The sequence below is a fragment of the Clostridium culturomicium genome (assembly GCF_000821305.1).
Lineage (GTDB): Bacteria > Bacillota > Clostridia > Clostridiales > Clostridiaceae > Clostridium_J > Clostridium_J culturomicium.
The window spans coordinates 116,827-134,662 of record NZ_CCXK01000014.1; the positions used below are offsets into that span (position 1 = coordinate 116,827).

Below are 17,836 nucleotides of genomic sequence, written 5' to 3' on the forward strand. Positions count from 1 at the left end.
AATAATTAAATTAATTAATTTTACAAATCTTTTTTTGTTTATTATAATTGAAAACGTCACCGGTGGTCAATGAGTATCCTAAGTGAACTTAAATATTCCGTTCACTTTAAATTGAAAATAATGAATAAGGAAAAGGAAGGTTTTATTATGTTTTTTAATAAAAATAAAGCTGCTACTACTGGTAAGCAGAAGAGAAAAATGCCTCATACTTATGTAATCATATTTATAATAATTCTATTAGCGGTTGCTCTAACATGGATAGTACCTGCTGGAGAATATTTTAGATTTGAAAATGAACAAGGAATTAAAGTCATAGATCCTCAACAGTTTAGCTACATTGCTTCCTCACCAGTAAATCCATTTTCAATTGGAAGTCATATAGTTGAAGGGTTTATATCAAATATTGATTTATTATTAGTAATATTATTTGCCGGTGGAGCCTTCCACTTAATAACTTTAAGCGGTGCTGTTCAAGCCTCTATAGCTAAAGTGGCTAAAAAGTTCTCTTCAAAACTTGGGGTATTTATACCAATACTCACTACTGTATTTGCCTTAATTTGTACAATGCAAGGTGTTAACTTATTTATTGCTTTTGCACCAATAACGGTAATGATATCGATGGCCTTAGGTCTCGACTCAATAGTAGGAGCTGCCATAATTCTTCTAGGAGGAGCTGTTGGATTTAGTACCGGTACTCTTCAAATTAGTACCACAGTACTTAGCCAAAAAATCGCTGGTCTTCCTTTATACTCAGGTATAGGCTTCAGATGGGTTTGCTTCTTTATCTTCCTAGTTGTTACCAATATATATCTAGTTAGATATGCAAAAAGAATAAAAGAAAATCCAATGCTAAGCCCTATGTATGACTTAGATAAAGATAATGAATTTAGCAAAGAATTATCTTTAGATGATTTTGGTCAAATGACTATTAGACGATGGTTAGTTCTTGCGGCTCTAATTGTAACTGTTATAGCAATCGTTTACGGTGGAATCGCACTTGAGTGGGAACTTGCTGATAATGCAGCTGCATTTATCTGGCTTTCTATTGCTGTAGGTTTCTTAGCAGGCTTCAGTCCTTCTGAAATAGCAAAAGAATTCACTGTTGGATGTAAAAAAATGCTTTCTGCAGCTATAATCATAGGTCTTGCTAGGTCTATCGGCTCTATATTAACAGAAGGCCATATAATTGACACAATAGTTCATTTCTTAGCCACAGCATTAAATTATGTACCATCATTCCTTCAAGGAACTGCAATGTTTATTTCTAACATAATAATAAACTGCTTTATAACTTCAGGAAGTGGTCAAGCATCAGTTGTTATGCCAATCATGGTTCCAATTGCTGATTTAATTGGAATGACAAGACAAACTGCTGTTTTAGCATTTAACTTTGGTGATGGATTCTGTAACTATATTCTTCCAACCTCGACTGCATTAATGGGTATTTTAGGTGCAGCTAACGTCCCATATGACAGATGGATGAAGTTTATGTGGAAGTTATTTGTAATATGGCTTGTATTAGGCTCAATTATGCTAATGATAGCTCAAGCTATCCAATTAGGGCCAATGTAATTTATGTAAATTTTCATTATAGCATTGAAATGTAGCTTATGCTTGTACCATTTATTTTCTTCGATAAGTGTACATATATAATTGGGTTTATATTGCAAGGATTATAAACCCAATTTGCTATGGTAATACATTTACCGTATTACCATAGCAAAACTTACTATCAGGAGGTATTTAATTTGAAAACTAAACTTTTTAATGAAGTTAATATTTTAAATAAAGATCTGCATGCTATGGCAGATTATATATTTGATAATCCAGAGCTAGGAAACGTTGAATTCAAAGCTGCAAAATTATTAACTGACTACTTAGAGGCCAATGGATTTGAAGTTGAAAGAGGAATTGCGAATCTTGAAACTGCCTTCAGAGCTACCTACAAATACGGTGAAGGTGGTCCTTCCATAGGTCTTCTTTGTGAGTATGATGCTCTAGAAAAATTAGGTCACGCTTGCGGACACCACATGCAGGGCCCTGCAATACTAGGTGCAGCTGTTGCCGTTAAAAATATAATGAAGGATAAACCTTATACTCTTGTTGTTTACGGAACACCTGCTGAGGAAACTACCCACGGAAAATTGAGAATGATAGAGCAAAACTACTTTAACGATATTGATATAGCTTTAATGATGCACGGTTCTCCAACTACAACTACAGATGTTAAATCTCTTGCTATGTCTAACTTTGTTGTTACTTTCAATGGTAAAAAAGCTCACGCAGCCTTAATGCCTGAAGAAGGAAGAAGTGCCCTTGATGCTCTTTTACTTTCTTTCAATGGAATAGAGTTCTTAAGAGAGCACGTACGTGATGATGTACGCATGATGTACACTATATTAGAAACTCCAGGACCAGCTAATGTGGTTCCTGACAGAGCTATAGGAAAGTTCTCTCTACGTTCTTATTCAAGAGCTGCTTTAAACGAAGTTGTAGATAGATTTAAGAAACTAATCGAAGGTGCTTCATTAATGGCTGATGTATCTTATCATATCCATGCCGAAGACAGCCTCGATAACAAAATTCCGGTTCTAAAATTAAATGAACTATTAATGAAAAATGCAGAGCTTACTGGTGCACCAAGACTTAGTCCTCCACGTGAGAAAACTGGTTCTTCAGACTTTAGTAACGTAATGTACCTAGTTCCAGGATCATGTATCCGTGTTGCTTTTGTTGAAGTTGGAACATCCTCTCACTCTGATGAGTATATTCAAGCTGGTAAAAGTGAAGCAGCTCATAATGCAGTAACTTATGCAGCTCAAATCTTGGCTGGAGTTACTTATGACTTAATAACCGATGAAAAAAGATTTGAAGAAATAAAAGAAGAGTTTAAAACAAATAAAGCTATCCATAAATAAAAAGTAATTTTGATTAATCTAAGAGGTATTTCTTATGAGTGATAAAAATAGTTTGTTACAAACTATAAAAAATAATTTTATTGAATATTTAATTCTAACAGTCAGTACTCTTATTCTAGTATTAGGCGTATATTTATTTAAATTTCCTAATAACTTCTCCTTTGGAGGAGTTACAGGTCTTGCCGTTGTACTTGCAGAAGTATCACCAATATCTCCAAGTACAGTAACGCTAATAATTAACATGTCTTTATTAGTACTTGGTTTTATCTTTCTAGGAAAAGATTTTGGAGTTAAAACCATATATGTGAGCATATTAACCTCTGTAGCTTTATCAGCTATGGAATTTATATATCCAATGAGCGGCCCTCTAACTAGTGAGCCTCTCTTAGACCTTTTATTTGCAGTGTTTTTGCCAGCTCTTGGTTCTGCCATGCTTTTTCAAAGAGGAGCATCCAGTGGTGGTACAGATATTATTGCAATGATAATGAAAAAATATACAAGTATCAATATAGGTACTGGACTATTTCTAAGTGACATTGCCATTGCTGTGGCAGCCTGCTTTGTATTTGGTATGGAAATAGGGTTATTCTCTTTCCTTGGTTTATCTTTAAAATCCCTTGTGGTTGATAAAGTAATAGAAAGCATGAACCTATGTAAGTACTTTAACGTTGTATGTGATGATCCTAAACCTATATGTGAGTATATAACTAATGAACTACATAGAGGGGCTACTGTGTGCAGAGGAGAAGGTGCATATTCCAATGATACTAAATCAGTTATCATTACAGCCTTAAAAAGAAAGCAAGCAGTTCAACTTAGAAACTTTGTTAAAAGTATTGAACCTAATGCCTTCATGTTGATTTCCAGCACTAGTGAAATTGTTGGAAATGGTTTTCAAAGCTAGTTTCATTTTCTAACAAAATAGATTCCTAAATAAAAGAGCGGATGTTTCCTATCAAAACATCCGCTCTTTTTTACACAAATATATCCGTAATAATTTTAATTGTTCCAGGAAATAAAGCTATAACACTTATTAACCTTGTAACTTGGAACAATGCTACCTGGGAACCTGTAGCTCCTATGTCACTTGCAATCAGTGCCATATCTGAGGCCCCTGCAGGTGTACATGCAAATAACGCTGTAATTAAATCAATATTAAACAACTTGCTTATTAAATACCCTAAGGACATACATAAAACTGTATACAAAATAAGTACTACTATTATAGGTAATACCACAAACCTCAATCCAAGAACAACCTCAAGGGTAATACTACCACCAATAAATGCTCCTGCAAAAACCTGTGCACTCTGTTTCAAAATTAATGGAACATCCCCTTTATCAGTAATAAGCTTAAGCATTGTAACTGCTATCAAAGAAAATAACATTGCTCCTGCTGGTACTCCACTCCATTTCCCTATAGCTCCTGACACAAATGCAACAGCTAAGGTAAGGATAATTTCTCTTACTTTATTTGCATCAATATTCATTGAGCTTTTAAAGTATCCCTTTTTATTACTAATATTATTATTTTCACCCTCTACTTCCACTAAATCAGCAGTAACTTCATCACTGCTCATCTCAAATTTATCTTTATTTATCTTCTTGTTAACAGCTTTTATTATTAATGGAAAAAAGGTTACAACTCCAATTAGTCTAGCTAGCTGAAAAATAGCTGTTCTAGCAGTATCTGCTCCCATGTCCTGACTAATAATACTCACATCTGTCATTCCTCCAGGAACTGTTGAAAATAAAGAAGTCATCAAATCCATGTTAGTCATAAAGTATACAAGTACCCCTAAGGAAATATTAATAAATAAAAGACCTAACACCATAACGATTGCAGGCTTTATTATGCTCTTAAGCTGCTTTACCTTTTCCTTATCCATTGCCATTCCAACATAAGCTCCTGCAATAACTTGTACAAAAAACTTAAGGTATTGTGGTATAGAAACTATTCCCGTAAATATATTTAGTATTCCAGCTGCTAACATGGCTCCCACCATAAGTCCTGCTGGAAACTTCATTTTTTTTAAGAGTAGTCCACCTGCTAATGCAACAATAATAGCTATAAACAAATTCAACGTCATATCTTCCCCCCATTATTTCCTATTGATACTCATTAAACTACAACCATCAATTATATTTTAAGAATGCAGTCACATAACTAATTTCCTTTTTAATTATAGCACACTGTCAATAATCTTTGAATTTATTGTATACAATGTTTTTTATTAAGTACTTTGTACATTATTAATTAAAATAAAAAACAGAGCAGTTCCCACCGCCCTGTTTTCTTCTTTATTGAACTCTGGATAAATCCACTGCAAAGCTTTCACCTTTATACTTCACAATATGACCTGATTCATAATTTCCACCATCTAATGTCATGTAAACATTATTAACGCCATAGTATCTTCCTATGGTATTAACTAAATCATATATTGCAAAGTATTCACCAGCTGTTCCATTTGCCATTTCTGGAACAAAATTTTTAGTTACATCTAGATAAACCATTCCATCATCATTTAAATATAAACTATTAATTCCCACATTGCCCTTTAACATACCATATTCTTCAAACCTATTTTGTAATGTTAAACGAGTTATATCATTAGTTGCGAAAGAAATTGTTACATCCTCATATTTCATGTACTCTGCATTTTCATCTGGAGAGTAAAAACGAATTACTTGATTAAATCTTACGTCCTTTTCAATACTTGATAAAGTGGAAATAACCTTCATATTTTCTGTATCATTGACTTCCTTTACAAGACCTATATTAGGTGCATAATACTTCAAATCCTTTTGACCTGAAACATTTTCTGTAGTAACTTCTACACATTGAAATTCACCTATACTTGTTGATACTACTGTATCGATTGAGGATATATATCTTTTAGCCCCATCTGATAATTTCCATTCAGTTCCTTTTTTAATTGGAGCCTTTAATAAAACTTCACTTTCATTTGAAGGTTTTTTCAAGAAATTTTCCCTATAATCACAACCTCCTCTTCTAAAAACAATTTTTAATTCATTATCAGTTCCTTCTAAAACCATAACTGTTTCTGTTGCACCATTATTTGTTCTTATTTGAAATTTATCTCCTTCAATATATTCTACATATCTAAAATACTCTGCATACTCTGAGTTTTCACCCGAATAATTATATTTCTCATTTGCATTAATTCCAATATAATCACTTATACTATACTTTGAAACTGGAGCTTCAGCTTCATCTTGCTTTTCATTTTCTTTAGCTTTATCCTCAGCCTCTTTAAAAGTATTTTCTGTTTTGTCTTTCTCATCCTGATTTTCTATTATACTACTATCAGCCACCTGATTGTCATTGTCTTTTGCTGTGTCCTCACCTATTGTTGACTTGCATCCAACAGTAAAAACACTAAATACAATTAAAATTACTATCAGTGCCCTTTTCATCAGGTCCCCTCCTACAATTTTACTTTCATTATATATACGGAATCAAACGCCGATAATCCTCCATTTTTTGTAACTTATTTTTCAATTTATTGAATTAATTGAAATTTTATTACTTAATTGCTTAAAGTGTTTATATAACTGAATTCTATTTTTGAAAGTTCAAATCAAAAATCATTCTATCTTCGCCAATAACTACATTTTCAAAAACCGATTTAGCATTATTCAAAAAAACATTTGGTTCCATCATTGATGGACTAAAGTGGGTTAAAAGCAGCTGCTTTACTTTCCCCTCCTTAGCTAAAGTTGCACCTTCTCTAAAGGTCATATGCTTATACTTAATCGCCTTTTCCTTATCTAAATCATCCCCATAGGTACCCTCACAAATAAATAAATCACTTTCACGAATAAACTCTGGTATTTCTTCTAATGGCCTTGTATCAGTAACAATAGCTATTTTTATCCCTTTACGCTCTTCCCCAAGTACAAGAGATGAGTTATATTCTTTTTCTTCATATAATATATTTTCTTCCCTTTGAAGACGACTCCATAGTATCTTTGGAACATTATTTTCTATAGCCTTATCTACATTGAACTTTTTCTCCCTCTTAAAATAAAAATTATAAGCTAAACATGGAGCAGAGTGCTCTACCTTCAGGGTTTTCAACTGAATCTGCCCTCTATTCCTTTTTGATTCTAAGCCATCCTCAATAATCATCCCCTCATTATATAAGCTAATATTTAGCTCTTGTGGATTTTCTATAACCCTAACCTCATAAAGAAGATATTCTGCAACAACCCGAAGCCCATTTACAATTCTACTGATTCCCTCTGGTCCTATTATAGTAATAGGCTCTGTGCGTCCTGAATTTCCAATAGTTGATAATAACCCAGGCAGTCCAATAGTGTGATCCCCATGACTATGAGTAAGGCATATAATATCTATATTTTTAAAGCCCCATCCAACCTGCTTCATTGAAACTTGAGTTCCTTCACCGCAATCAACCAAAATTTTCCTGCCTTTGAAGCTTATAAGTAGTGCTGATAAACTTCTGTAGGGTGTCGGCATTGACCCTCCACATCCTAATAAACATACATCAACCATATCTTTCACCTTTAATTCCTTTTAACTATATATAATTTCTAATATTCCTCTATGAATTATATTTTATTAATTAAATTTCTTAATTTCTGCTGTGCTCTTACTATTATCAAAATATATTTTAATTTCTTGAAGCCAACTTCCCCCTTCTTCATATTATATAAATATAACCAAGAAAAAATCTATGGAGGATACAAATGATACATTTAACTGCAATACACTATATTTATTTATTATTCATTTTTATTATTTTGGGAACAATGGTGAAAAAACGAGACTGCTCCTTAGTCTGTATAATCGGTATTGCTCTACTTGCTATTGTTAGTACTAAATCTCTTCCTTTATCAATCATTAGCATATTTAATAGCTTTATCTATGCAATAACCGAGCTCTTACCGACTATCTTAATTATTTCAATAATAGCTGCCCTTAGCAAACTTTTGCGCTATACTGGAATTAACAGATTAATGATTAGTCCGTTTACTAAACTCATTAAAAATGATATTATGGCATTTTGGGTTATTGGAATAATTATGATGATTATTTCTTACTTTTTCTGGCCGAGCCCTGCTGTTGCCTTAGTTGGAGCTGTACTTGTTCCAGTTGCAATTAAAGCTGGTCTTCCTGCTATTGGTGCTGCCATTGCAATGAACTTATTCGGACATGGAATTGCTTTATCCACTGACTTTATTATTCAAGCTGCTCCGAAAATTACAGCTGATGCTGCAGGCGTTCCTGTTGATGCCGTTGTTAGTGCCAGCATTCCTTTAATCATTGTAATGGGATTAGTTACAACAATTTCAGCTTTCATATTTTTAAAAAAAGATATGAAAAACGGATTAATAGAAGAGAATGTTTATGACAAATATGCTGAAGATGATGAGCCTGTTAACGAGAGTTGCATATCCGAAAAAACAAGATTATTCTTTGCAATTCTAGTTCCTCTTTTGCTTATTTTAGATGTAGTTGTAATGCTTATTCTTAATCTTAAAGGTGGAGATGCAACCGCACTAATTGGTGGTACTGCTCTCTTTATATTAATTTTCATTTCAATTTTCGCTTATAAAAATACATCATTAGAAGAAATCACCAATTACTTAGTTTCTGGATTTAAATTCGGATTTACTGTATTTGGTGTTGTAATTCCAATTGCAGCCTTCTTCTATTTAGGTGATGCAGGCTTTACAACTATAATCGGTAATCATCTTCCTGTTGGTTCCCTTGGTATTGTAAACGATCTTGGGTATGCACTATCTCAAATTGTTCCAATTAACAAAATCTTTGGAGCATTTACTGTAACAGGTATTGGCGCCATTACTGGTCTTGATGGTTCTGGTTTCTCTGGCATATCCTTAGCTGGTTCTACTGCACAATTATTTGGCACTTCTACAGGTGCTTCAATTCCAACTTTGACTGCTTTAGGTCAGTTTGCTGCAATCTGGGTCGGAGGTGGATGTTTAATTCCTTGGGCAATTATTCCAGTATCAGCAATATGCAAGGTTTCACCTTTTGAAGTTGCAAAACGCAATTTTAAACCTGTCGTAATTGGCCTTGTTGTTACAACAATTTTTGCTATTTTTCTCATATAACTTTCTTAAAATTCTTTAAAAAGATGGTTTTTAAACCATCTTCTATTTTTTTTTTAAATTTATTTTAAAAAGGTTGAATTTACATCTAGTGAAAATTATAGAATAACTGTATAATATAGGTATAAAGAGTTTTCACTTTTATTAAAAAAAATTGTGATTCTCATATCAAAAATTCTAATCTTGGCATATTTATGGAGGTAAGTTTATGAAATTTATAGACTTAAGAAGTGATACCGTAACCGAATTAACAAAAGATATGCGAAAATCAATGTACGATGCCGATGTAGGCGACGATGTTTATGGAGATGATCTGACAACCAATGAATTAGAGCGTTATGCTGCAAAATTGGTTGGAAAAGAATCAGCTATTTTTGTTCCAAGTGGTACCTTTGGTAATCAATTATCTCTTTTAACTCATTGCAACAAAGGTGATGAGGTTATCCTAGGAGAAGACTGTCATATCGTCTGTCACGAAGTTGGAGCTGCCGCTGTAATAGCAGGTGTACAGCTTAGAACTTTAAAAAGCAATAATGGTGAGTTATCCCCTATGGATATTGAAACAACTATAAGAAAAGAAGAGGATATACATTATCCTAACACAGCTTTAATTTGCATTGAAAATGCCCATTCAAATGGACGAGTTATCAGCTTAGAAAATATGGCTGAAATTCGTCAAATAGCTGATAAATATCATTTACCTATCCATCTAGATGGCGCAAGGTTATTTAATGCAGCAACTTACTTAGATGTTGACGTAAAAGAAATCACTAAAAACGTGGATTCAGTTATGTTCTGTTTATCTAAAGGATTATGCGCTCCTATCGGTTCAATTCTGGCCGGGAATAATGAATTCATTAACAAAGCTAGAAAGTATAGAAAACTTATGGGCGGTGGCTTAAGACAAAGTGGTGTAATTGCAGCTGCTGGATTAGTAGCCTTAAAAGATATGAGGGACAATTTAAAATCTGATCACGAAAAAGCTCTATATCTTGCAAAAGAACTAGCAACTATTCCTGAAGTATCAATTTTAACTAACAATCTTCATATTAACATGGTTTATTTCAAACCAAGCAACATAGATACTTCAAAATTAGTTGCATACCTTTTAGATAAAGGTATAAAAATCTGCGATGTCGAAGATGGCTTAATGCGATTCGTAACTCACTATTGGATAACTAAAGAAAATATAGACTATGTAATTCATTCAATGAAGGAATTCTTAGCCTGTCAGTAGAATATTTTGTGTAATCTTTAAACTAAAAAACATTTTATTAGCAGATAAATAATATTGGAGGTTTATTTATGGATTTTCTTTTAAACGGTATTATGTCTATAACTTGGCAACAGATTGTTATGATTTGTGGTGGTGGATTACTCATCTGGCTTGCCATAAAAAAAGGCTTCGAGCCAGCCCTCCTTCTACCTATGGGCTTTGGTGCTATCCTTGTTAACTTACCTTTTTCAGGTGCCGTAACTCAAATTATACATGGACAAACTGAAGTAGGGATAATAGATAACTTATTTAATATGGGGATTGCAAATGAACTTTTCCCATTGCTTTTATTCATAGGAATTGGTGCTATGATAGACTTCGGTCCACTACTAAGCAACCCTAAAATGCTTTTATTTGGTGCTGCTGCACAATTTGGTATTTTCTTTACCATTAGCGTTGCTGCTCTTTTAGGCTTCTCCTTAAAAGATGCTGCATCAATTGGTATTATCGGTGCTGCTGATGGACCAACCTCAATATTCGTAGCAAACTTCTTTAAGAGTAATTACATAGGCCCTATTGCCGTGGCCGCCTACTCTTATATGGCGTTAGTACCAATAATTCAACCATTAGCAATAAAACTTGTTACTACAAAGAAAGAACGTCAAATCAGAATGGAATACAATCCAACTGATGTATCAAAAAGAACTAAAATTCTTTTCCCTATAATCGTAACAATAATTGCTGGATTAATAGCACCAACTTCAGTATCCTTAATAGGATTCCTTATGTTTGGTAACTTAATAAGAGAATGTTTGGTTCTTCCAAGCCTTTCATCTTCAGCTCAAAATGAATTAGCAAACTTAATTACTTTATTACTTGGTCTAACTGTAGCTTCTAAAATGAAGGCAGAGTTCTTCGTAACCCCAGAAACAATGTTAATCATTGGACTTGGATTAATTGCCTTTGTATTCGATACAATCGGTGGAGTACTGTTTGCAAAATTACTAAACCTATTCTGTAAGAAGAAGGTTAATCCAATGGTAGGTGCAGCTGGTATATCTGCATTCCCAATGTCTGCAAGAGTAATTCAAAAGATGGGTCAAAAGGAAGATCCTCAAAACTTCCTTTTAATGCACGCTGTTGCTGCTAACGTATCTGGACAAATAGGATCCGTTATTGCTGGTGGATTAATTCTATTCTTAGTTGGAGGTGGCCTATAATGAATGAAGTATTTATAAAAAGTCTTGAAATCATGGTAAAAGGTATGGGCGGTATATTTGTTGTAATGCTCATCATCTTCATAGCAATCAAACTCTTAGCGTATTTTGGAAAACCAAAACTTAATAATAAAGACTAAATAATATAAAAAAGCTCTGCGAATAACTTTTTATTCGTAGAGCTTTTCTGTTTTTTTACTATTTAATAAACATGTCTGTTACCTTCACATTAGGATTTTTATAACGTCCCTTTTTTTCACTATTTTTGCCGTATTGAATAGCTTTAACAGGACAATAGTGAATGCAAGCAAGACATTGGGTGCATTTACCGCTCCAGCTAGGCTTTTCATTTACCTTAATACAGCTGCCATTACACACCCTCTCACAAATTCCACAGCCTGTGCAATTATCATTTACTCGAAAGTCCTTTAAATCAATTGCAAACTTATTGAATAGAGGATTAGCTACAGTAGTAAGTAATCCTGGTACTGGACCTTTAGCTATCTTAAACTTATCCTTTTCTCTATTCATTATAGCTTTATTTATTTCAGCAAGTTCTAACTCTAAGTTTTCAAGCTTGTGCTTTTCACCCTCTTTAGAATCTACATCACCCATTATAATATAGTTGTTAGGTGTTACCACCGAAAAACCACTGAAAAGCTTCATTCCCTTTTCACCTAAAACCTTATTAACCACCTTAATCGTATTTCCTATGTTTTCACCACAAACTGCTACGGTAGAAATATAATTTTCCTTATAGTTTACAAAATTGATTTTTTTCATAAACTCTACGACCATGGCAGGTGGAGCCCATGCATATATAGGATAAACAAATATAATCTTTTCATCATTTTGAAGTTCATATTCGTACTTGTCTTTATTTAAATTCAATTCCTTAGAAATAGAAATAAGTCTTTCTCCTTGAACCTCACCAATATTTGCTGCAACATATCTCGAATTCCCTGTTCCTGAAAAATAAAATATCATGCTTTTCCTCCTAAAAGTCTCTTCTTTATAGTACTAATTCTCCAACAAACTTCTTCATTATAACAATACCAATTATAAACAATATTACTGTCATTGTAGCTGCCACATAAATCTTCTTACTCCAATTATTCTCCCCTGCAGCCTCTTCATGATTTCTCTCACCTTTTTTATGAATGAGAATAGAACCTAATAAAAATGCAAACGGTGCTGCGCTGGCAACAATAAACCAAGACCCGACAGATGCCATAGGTATCTCCATCCCACTAACAGAATTTGCCATATCCTGAACTGGAAGAAGAAATGACGCCAAAGTTGATAATCCATTATTTATAAAATGTAAAAACATTGGCAGCACAAGGTTTTTCGTTTCAAACATTATATATGCCATAGTACCACCAAGAATTGCTGTTGGGAAAAACCTAATAAAATCCAAGTGGAAAATTCCAAAGATAATACCAACTAAAATAATAATAGACCACTTGCTCTTAAAGGAATGAAAAGTTGCCTGTATAAAACCTCTTGTCAAAACCTCTTCACAAATTGCAGGCATTATTGCAACAATAAAAAAAGAAATCAACATAGGTATACTAGTTATTACCTCATTCAAACCTGTACTAACTTGATTTAAGCTTTCTGGAAAAAAGTATCCTATAATTAAAGTTATAAGTGTTATAACTAAGTAAGTAGCTCCCCACATAATTAAGGTTCCAAATAATTGTCTTAAAGCAGGTATTTTAACTGGAAAAACTTCCTTTAAATCTGCTTTTAGTATTATTGCAGGAATGATTCCCATAGCCAAAACTATAAGTTCAGTAATAGCTACTCCATACATACCAAACCTCATTTGTATTGGTGTTGCTACAAATAGCATCATTAACACAAATAATATTGCTAATCCGATTCCATGATAAGCCTTTAAAGACCTTAATCCATTATTATTTCTTTCCTTCACGACCATTCCCCCTAAATAATTTTTAAATGTTTATTTCCATTCCATCATATGCAAATCTAATTCCGGTATAGTTCTTTTCCAGTCTCAAATAGTCATCATAGGATTTTCCCCAGTCTTCTTCTAAGTGAATCATAACTACCTCTTTTATATTATATTTATCTTTTAAAGCTACTATGTCCTCCATTACAAATAACTCCCTTTTTAAAGGATTATTCTCCTTTAATATAAAGCCATCCTTTAAATCTTCACCAATAATTGTGTTTCCAATAATCATCACATCTGCATCCATAAAAATTGCTTTATCTGGGAATGGTTTCACATCACAAGGAGCATAAATAAGCTTCTTATCTCCTTCTTCAAAAACAAATATTGTAGCACTTCCCACCTCAACAAAAGTTATTCTTATACTATTTATTTCTATAGAATCATTTGCAATCCTTCTTTTTATTAATTGTCTTACACCTTCATAATAATCCAAATAGCTACCTAAACAGAATCTTATGGAGTTTAATTCCTCCATGACCTTCTCTCTAGCCATAACCTCTATTGGATCTTCACACTCATGACCTTCTGAAACCTTCAGCCAATCAAGCTTGAGCTGTTCAAAAACTCTCATCCCCAGAGTGTGGTCTGGATCAACATGACTGTATAAGACTTTGTCTATTTTATCAATGCCACTACAGTTAATACTTTGTACTATATCCTCTGGTGTATCAATAATCATGTTTAGCTCCTTGAGAAATAAACAGCATCCAAATCTTGAGTAAGGTCTTCCTTTTTCTCTAGCCTCCGCACAAACTCTACAATTACATAAAGGTCTTGGTAATGCTGTACATCCACCACTTCCTATAACTTTAAATTCCATTTTATCCCCTCCTTAAGTGCGCCTCCAGAAGTTCTGCTAACCAAATCTCTGATTTGGTTAGCAGAACTTCCACAGCATGCATATTTGATTTAGCTAAGGCGAACTTACTCCTTCGACTATATTTAAGAAGGAGCTTCAAATTAATTTTTCTAAACCTTACCATAAAATAAGGAGAAAATCTAATATTTTCTCCCTTTCAAGCTTTTAATCATCAAGATATGAAGCAATATTTAATAGGTTCAACAGGATATTAATAAAATCCAAATAAAGATTTAATACATGAATTGATAAGTCATTTTTATCTTTGATAAATCTGTTTTCAACACTATATTTTATAAGACTAATATCATATAAAATATATCCTGTGAAAATTAATAAGCTAATAGCGCTAATAACCAGATTAAATCTCGCTCCGCCAAAGAAAATATTTATTAACCCTAAAACCAAAAGTCCAACTAAGCCTGCAAATAAAATATTCCCAAGTCCTAAGTAGTAGCCTCCACTCTTTCTTGAAGATACCATAGATAACACTCCAAATAATACTGCTGTACCAAGTACTATAGATACAAATAAACCTATACCTAAATCATATAAATAATATTGAAATAAAGGATACATTAAAATTCCATCAATAAAGGTGAATAAATATACATAATTCATGGAAAATCTACTTGGTATTATCCTCTTCCTTGAGAAAATAGCCAGTAATACAAATAATACTCCTAAAATTGCTATGATTCTATTTGCATAGTATATATACTCCTGTGGTATGAATCTTTGTCCAACAAAGAATCCAAAAACCATAAACACAAGGGAAATAGCTAGGTACTTGAATATCTGCGAGATTACATTCTTATATTCTCTGCTCATTTCTTACGCTCCTTCGTAAACTTAAATTTACCTTTAGTATAGCCTATAAATGGAATTATCATCTTAACTTCGTGTAAATTTAAATTGAACTTACTTCATTTAATTTAAAAAGTCCAACACTACTTTCTCAATATCTTCTTTTTTCATACAAGCAATATGTTTAAGGTCATACTTTTCACTTAGACCTTTAATTAACTCCGCCCCTAAAAAGTATCCTGCATCACTTATTCCTAGCACCTGAAACCAATCTCCAAAAAAATCATTGGTTCCTCTCTCGTCATTCTTTAGTGCCTCTAAATACAATTTTTTAAGTTTATCCTTATTTTCATTGCAAATAGATATCCAACCTTCACCTCTTGAATCAACCTTTGCGTAGCTTAATTTATGTTGAAAAAATTGTGCAAAGCCTTCTTCGTAAATATTCCAAATTCCATTGTTATATTTATTTTCCTCTGCCCACTTAGGTATAACTTCATTTCTTATGTAATAATGAACTACATGACTAAGTTCATGACATACCAAAGAATCTAGCTGATCCGTAGTCTGCCATCTCAACTCTGCTATTTTATCAATTCCAAATATTATTGCTCGCTTTCCTTCGTATTCATCAACCCATCCTGCTGCATGTCCTAAGCTTGAATACAAAACAATATTTATATCAATTTCAACATGAAAAACTTTAATTACTCTTTCTTCTATATCTTTAAGTACCTTCAATAAGTTTTCATGAGCTTCAATCATAAAGCAAAAATCTTCTGCTACTCTGTTGAATACCTTATTAACTGCAACCTCTTTCCAGCTATATCCATCCTTTTCATAGTCACATGTACACTTTTCTTTCAACTCTGGATAATTCTTTTCATAATACTTTATCCAAAGCTGAAGTTTGTCTTCTGTACTTTTATTTAAATTTTTTTCTAGAATATTTTTAAACTCTCCAAAGGCATCTATGACATTTACCACTTATCTCTCCCCCCTTTTAAAGTGCCTTTCCTTACTAGGGTTTACTCCAAATATAAATCCATTAATATTTCATGAAAATATTTACCGTCAATATTAAAGAAATTCCTGTGGACTCCAACTTTTTCAAAGCCCATCTTTTCATAAAGCTTTATTCCTTTTTCGTTGTCACTCTTTACTCCAAGGCTTATATTTTTTATTACACTGGTACTTTTTGCAAAGTCAATAAGTAGCTTCATCATCTCTGTTCCAACACCCATGCTCCAGTATTCCTTCTTAACTGAAATGGCTAGTTCTCCGTTATGAGCAATTCTCTTTCTTGGTGGTGCTGCAACCTGTGCAATGCTGATAATCTGTCCATCAATAACACCAATCGCCATAAGAGCATTGTCATTTTCCCTCATGCTCTCTATATAGTTTTTCTCCTGCTCCACTGTAAGACAGAACTCATTGGCACCAAATAGAAGATTGTCACTCTCTCCTCCAACTATATTTAAGTACTGAAGCATGGCCTCTGCATCATTTATATTTACCTCTCTAAGTACCAAATCACTTCCATTTTTAAGCTTCGTACTTCTTATTATTTCGTTCACCCTTCTCACCCCTTCATTATATAATACTATTGAATAATCTATTACACAGTATTCTACTTATTAATCTTCTCTAAATTTTTCACCTTAAAATCAAAGAGACGTCCACAATTCAAGCAGACCTTTACTACAACAGGCGATTCTTTTGATTTTAAAAACCTTGATGACTCCGCTCTAAAATTAAATCCATAAGGAGTAATTAATTCTCCATCTTCACATTTATCATATCCACAAAATGGACATACCATATCTTACCCCTCCTTAACTATTCTATAGTCGTAATTATCCTCTAGAATCTTATACCCAATCTTCTTATAAACTCCATTAGAAATAGGGTTTTTCTTATCCACGAAAAGACTGCAGAATTTATTACCTCTTGATAAATATTCCTTACTTAAGTTATAAACTACAGCAAATCCATAACCTTTTCCTCTGGCCTCATTACAAGAGTAAACTAAGCTTACTGAAATTCCATTAACTAACTGCCTTGTAGCAGCTGCCATTGCCATTGGTTTCTGATTTTCATCTTCAAAAATATAAAGGCAACTACTTTTAACCTTAGCTTCTAAATAAGCCTTAGCTTTCTCGATGAGTACCTCTTCGTTTAAAGCTTCTTTTGCAAATTTATTATACCAATCTATAAGTAAGTCCATATCCTCCAAATTAGCCGTTCTGAAATTACCCTGTGGCAGCTTTACACTATGGTTTATCTCCCTTAACTCCATGATATCCATAGATAAATATTCTTTAAAATCACACCCTGTTTTATTTCTATAACATTCAATAAACTCCTTACAAATTATATTGTTAGCATTAATTCCTCTTAAAGCAACTTCTTCCTTCTTGAGATAATCTACTAAAGATTGAATTTCTCCTAAAGACTCCTCATCTAAATTATAAATTAAAAGATTATATGGACTTACATTTGCAAATATAAGCTTAATAACTCCTGCTTCATCTTCTACTCTTCCAAATAACATTTCCTTATTAATCCCTTTATCCCTATTAACGAAAGCATTGTTAAGTATTAATTGTGTTATTGCTTCTTTTTCTAAAAGTATTACTTCATTCTCCTCTAAAAACTGCTGTACAGTCTCATATATCTTTACAACCATTGTAACAGCCTCCTAATTTA

Annotated in this window: 18 protein-coding genes; 7 read left to right on the forward strand and 11 right to left on the reverse strand. The window is 33.1% G+C overall.

Features of this window, described 5'->3' with window-relative positions; all coding sequences use genetic code 11:
- Positions 1-147 precede the first annotated feature (147 nt).
- The 3 genes from BN1075_RS04470 (at position 148) to BN1075_RS04480 (ending at position 3,822) form a co-directional block, all read left to right on the forward strand.
- A complete protein-coding gene (locus BN1075_RS04470; RefSeq protein ID WP_235777756.1) occupies positions 148-1,572 on the forward strand; it encodes a YfcC family protein in 1,425 nt (474 codons plus the stop codon).
- 176 nt (positions 1,573-1,748) lie between these two features.
- Entirely contained in the window at positions 1,749-2,918 is a 1,170-nt protein-coding gene (locus BN1075_RS04475; protein WP_040191892.1) for a M20 family metallopeptidase, read from the forward strand.
- A gap of 34 nt (positions 2,919-2,952) precedes the next feature.
- Positions 2,953-3,822 carry a YitT family protein gene (locus tag BN1075_RS04480; RefSeq protein ID WP_040191893.1) on the forward strand — a complete coding sequence of 290 codons (870 nt, stop codon included), beginning with the start codon at positions 2,953-2,955 and terminating at the stop codon, positions 3,820-3,822.
- 70 nt (positions 3,823-3,892) lie between these two features.
- Here BN1075_RS04480 and BN1075_RS04485 read toward each other — a convergent pair whose 3' ends face one another.
- From BN1075_RS04485 to BN1075_RS04495, 3 genes are all read right to left on the reverse strand, one after another.
- Positions 3,893-5,008 carry an AbrB family transcriptional regulator gene (locus tag BN1075_RS04485; RefSeq protein WP_040191894.1) on the reverse strand — a complete coding sequence of 372 codons (1,116 nt, stop codon included), beginning with the start codon at positions 5,006-5,008 and terminating at the stop codon, positions 3,893-3,895.
- Positions 5,009-5,219: 211 nt separating this feature from the next.
- Positions 5,220-6,359: a GerMN domain-containing protein gene (locus BN1075_RS04490; RefSeq protein WP_052406384.1), complete on the reverse strand. Its 1,140-nt coding sequence runs from the start codon at positions 6,357-6,359 to the stop codon at positions 5,220-5,222.
- Between the two features lie 145 nt (positions 6,360-6,504).
- The gene (locus tag BN1075_RS04495; RefSeq protein WP_040191895.1) at positions 6,505-7,461 is read right to left on the reverse strand and encodes a ribonuclease Z; all 957 of its coding nucleotides are present in this window, start codon (positions 7,459-7,461) and stop codon (positions 6,505-6,507) included.
- Between the two features lie 194 nt (positions 7,462-7,655).
- On the opposite strand from BN1075_RS04495, the gene BN1075_RS04500 reads away from it, so the two are divergent.
- The 4 genes from BN1075_RS04500 to BN1075_RS21875 all read left to right on the forward strand — a co-directional run bounded on the left by BN1075_RS04500 (position 7,656) and on the right by BN1075_RS21875 (position 11,617).
- Positions 7,656-9,047 (forward strand): transporter permease, encoded by a 1,392-nt coding sequence (locus tag BN1075_RS04500; protein ID WP_040191896.1) that lies wholly within the window; start codon positions 7,656-7,658, stop codon positions 9,045-9,047.
- A 205-nt stretch (positions 9,048-9,252) separates the two neighbouring features.
- Positions 9,253-10,281: a low-specificity L-threonine aldolase gene (gene ltaE, locus BN1075_RS04505; RefSeq protein ID WP_040191897.1), complete on the forward strand. Its 1,029-nt coding sequence runs from the start codon at positions 9,253-9,255 to the stop codon at positions 10,279-10,281.
- A gap of 68 nt (positions 10,282-10,349) precedes the next feature.
- On the forward strand, positions 10,350-11,480 hold the full coding sequence (locus BN1075_RS04510) for a sodium ion-translocating decarboxylase subunit beta (RefSeq protein ID WP_040191899.1): 1,131 nt from the start codon (positions 10,350-10,352) through the stop codon (positions 11,478-11,480).
- A complete protein-coding gene (locus tag BN1075_RS21875) occupies positions 11,480-11,617 on the forward strand; it encodes an OadG-related small transporter subunit (protein ID WP_197072274.1) in 138 nt (45 codons plus the stop codon). The genes BN1075_RS04510 and BN1075_RS21875 overlap by 1 nt, the downstream gene beginning before the upstream one ends.
- Before the next feature lie 58 nt (positions 11,618-11,675).
- On the opposite strand, the gene BN1075_RS04515 is transcribed toward BN1075_RS21875, so the two are convergent.
- From BN1075_RS04515 to BN1075_RS04550, 8 genes are all read right to left on the reverse strand, one after another.
- A complete protein-coding gene (locus tag BN1075_RS04515) occupies positions 11,676-12,464 on the reverse strand; it encodes an EFR1 family ferrodoxin (RefSeq protein ID WP_040191900.1) in 789 nt (262 codons plus the stop codon).
- Positions 12,465-12,489: 25 nt separating this feature from the next.
- Positions 12,490-13,416: a CPBP family intramembrane glutamic endopeptidase gene (locus BN1075_RS04520; RefSeq protein ID WP_052406385.1), complete on the reverse strand. Its 927-nt coding sequence runs from the start codon at positions 13,414-13,416 to the stop codon at positions 12,490-12,492.
- A gap of 22 nt (positions 13,417-13,438) precedes the next feature.
- Entirely contained in the window at positions 13,439-14,281 is an 843-nt protein-coding gene (locus BN1075_RS04525) for an MBL fold metallo-hydrolase (protein WP_040191902.1), read from the reverse strand.
- 204 nt (positions 14,282-14,485) lie between these two features.
- Complete coding sequence (locus tag BN1075_RS04530; RefSeq protein ID WP_040191903.1) at positions 14,486-15,151, reverse strand: Bax inhibitor-1/YccA family protein; 666 nt, start codon at positions 15,149-15,151, stop codon at positions 14,486-14,488.
- A gap of 99 nt (positions 15,152-15,250) precedes the next feature.
- On the reverse strand, positions 15,251-16,114 hold the full coding sequence (locus BN1075_RS04535; protein WP_040191904.1) for a hypothetical protein: 864 nt from the start codon (positions 16,112-16,114) through the stop codon (positions 15,251-15,253).
- A gap of 41 nt (positions 16,115-16,155) precedes the next feature.
- Positions 16,156-16,704: a GNAT family N-acetyltransferase gene (locus tag BN1075_RS04540; RefSeq protein WP_235777757.1), complete on the reverse strand. Its 549-nt coding sequence runs from the start codon at positions 16,702-16,704 to the stop codon at positions 16,156-16,158.
- Between the two features lie 53 nt (positions 16,705-16,757).
- A complete protein-coding gene (locus BN1075_RS04545; protein ID WP_040191906.1) occupies positions 16,758-16,949 on the reverse strand; it encodes a hypothetical protein in 192 nt (63 codons plus the stop codon).
- A gap of 3 nt (positions 16,950-16,952) precedes the next feature.
- Positions 16,953-17,816: a GNAT family N-acetyltransferase gene (locus tag BN1075_RS04550; RefSeq protein ID WP_040191907.1), complete on the reverse strand. Its 864-nt coding sequence runs from the start codon at positions 17,814-17,816 to the stop codon at positions 16,953-16,955.
- Between the last annotated feature and the right edge of the window lie 20 nt (positions 17,817-17,836).

Excerpts from the sequence above, each read along its gene's own strand:
- BN1075_RS04470 (WP_235777756.1), top strand. The coding sequence starts at position 148 with ATGTTTTTTAATAAAAATAAAGCTGCTACTACTGGTAAGCAGAAGAGA.
- BN1075_RS04480 (WP_040191893.1), top strand. The coding sequence starts at position 2,953 with ATGAGTGATAAAAATAGTTTGTTACAAACTATAAAAAATAATTTTATT.
- BN1075_RS04485 (WP_040191894.1), bottom strand. The coding sequence starts at position 5,008 with ATGACGTTGAATTTGTTTATAGCTATTATTGTTGCATTAGCAGGTGGA.
- BN1075_RS04490 (WP_052406384.1), bottom strand. The coding sequence starts at position 6,359 with ATGAAAAGGGCACTGATAGTAATTTTAATTGTATTTAGTGTTTTTACT.
- BN1075_RS04495 (WP_040191895.1), bottom strand. The coding sequence starts at position 7,461 with ATGGTTGATGTATGTTTATTAGGATGTGGAGGGTCAATGCCGACACCC.
- BN1075_RS04500 (WP_040191896.1), top strand. The coding sequence starts at position 7,656 with ATGATACATTTAACTGCAATACACTATATTTATTTATTATTCATTTTT.
- ltaE (WP_040191897.1), top strand. The coding sequence starts at position 9,253 with ATGAAATTTATAGACTTAAGAAGTGATACCGTAACCGAATTAACAAAA.
- BN1075_RS04510 (WP_040191899.1), top strand. The coding sequence starts at position 10,350 with ATGGATTTTCTTTTAAACGGTATTATGTCTATAACTTGGCAACAGATT.
- BN1075_RS21875 (WP_197072274.1), top strand. The coding sequence starts at position 11,480 with ATGAATGAAGTATTTATAAAAAGTCTTGAAATCATGGTAAAAGGTATG.
- BN1075_RS04515 (WP_040191900.1), bottom strand. The coding sequence starts at position 12,464 with ATGATATTTTATTTTTCAGGAACAGGGAATTCGAGATATGTTGCAGCA.
- BN1075_RS04525 (WP_040191902.1), bottom strand. The coding sequence starts at position 14,281 with ATGGAATTTAAAGTTATAGGAAGTGGTGGATGTACAGCATTACCAAGA.
- BN1075_RS04530 (WP_040191903.1), bottom strand. The coding sequence starts at position 15,151 with ATGAGCAGAGAATATAAGAATGTAATCTCGCAGATATTCAAGTACCTA.
- BN1075_RS04545 (WP_040191906.1), bottom strand. The coding sequence starts at position 16,949 with ATGGTATGTCCATTTTGTGGATATGATAAATGTGAAGATGGAGAATTA.
- BN1075_RS04550 (WP_040191907.1), bottom strand. The coding sequence starts at position 17,816 with ATGGTTGTAAAGATATATGAGACTGTACAGCAGTTTTTAGAGGAGAAT.